General features: G+C 58.4%; 1 protein-coding gene. It reads right to left on the reverse strand.

The window, feature by feature from the left end:
• The coding region (locus EVX52_RS25050) for a type VI secretion system Vgr family protein (RefSeq protein ID WP_129992349.1) at positions 1–1,269 on the reverse strand (1,269 nt) is incomplete at its 3' end.
• Positions 1,270–1,284 lie beyond the last annotated feature (15 nt).

Genomic DNA, 1,284 nt, shown 5'->3' on the forward strand with positions numbered 1-1,284 from the left:
GGTGCGGTCGAAACCAAACCGGGCGCGGTACAAACCGTCGGCGCTGATATGGGCATAAGGCTCATCCGGATGTGCGCTGGAGATACGGGCGGGCAGCGTGCCGGCGACGCTCGGCCACGGCAGCAGAGCGGGGCGATACGGATGCCGGGTATTGCGCGGCACGGCGGTGAAGGTGACAAAATACGCCGTGTCGCGGGCGACGTTGGTAGAGTTCGTGGAAACTATCAGCAGGCCGTCCGGCGCTTCCGGCCAGTCTTTACCGGGCGTGGTAATGACCATCCCCGGACGCAGCGTCATGCTGTTGGACTTGCCCTCGAAGGTGATTTGTTCGCTCAGATAACGCTCCTGACGGCGTCTGGCGTACCACATCCCCTGACCGGGCTCGTTGCTGTATTCCTTGCCCGGCTCAGGATAGGACTCACCCCAGCGGTAATCTTCGGCAACCAGCGCCGTGTAATCCGGATTGGTGGTCGCCGTGGCGGTCATATCGCTTTGCGCGGCCGGATAGTAATCGTCGTTAACTGTCACCGATTTCGGGATGGCCTTGCGGCTGACCGACATTTCCCAGACCGACTCCTGGCCGCCGTCGAACAGGCCCGCCGGATTACGGAACGGGATGGCGACCGGTTCCGGCCAGGCGTAAGAATGGTCGGCCAGCACCATGACATCGCAGTTGTTCTCTTCATCGTATTCAAAGAAGTACGAGATGCCGCTGTCGGCCAGGCGGCGCGCGATGTGCGCGTATTCGCTTTCGCCGAACTGCATCATGAATTTTTTCAGCGGGTACTGTTCATTAAGGGCAAACCGGAAATCCAGCCGGTCCATGTAGTAACGCAGGAAGGTGTTTTCGGTCATGCTGATGACGCTGTCGTTCTGGTAAATCGCGTTATTGCTGCCCTGATTTAACCGGGTGACGCAGTGTTCCAGCGTGGCGACGTAGCGGGTCTCATCGGCGGAGGTGCCGCACTGGCGGAACTGGGTGATGACGCCGGGGATAATGCGTGGTTTAACCGGCTCCCACGGCTTACCGTCGGGGTACATCAGGAGCAGGGCGGAATAGTTGATGATGTGCTGAGCGGGAATGTCTTTCACCGCACTGGTGAACGCAATTTCATAGCGCAGGATATCGCTGATGGCCTCGCTGCCGCTGAACCTGAGCACCGAAATATCAACGCCGGGCTGCCGGGATTCCAGCCGTTTAAGTCTTAACTGGTAATGGTTGTGGACCGGTAATTTACTGCCAGCAAGAATGTATTCCTGAATGCTCATCGTTTAAGTCCTTTT

Origin of the sequence: Rahnella sp. CFA14(1/10), assembly GCF_004195095.1 — a bacterium.
Classification (GTDB): domain Bacteria; phylum Pseudomonadota; class Gammaproteobacteria; order Enterobacterales; family Enterobacteriaceae; genus Rahnella; species Rahnella perminowiae.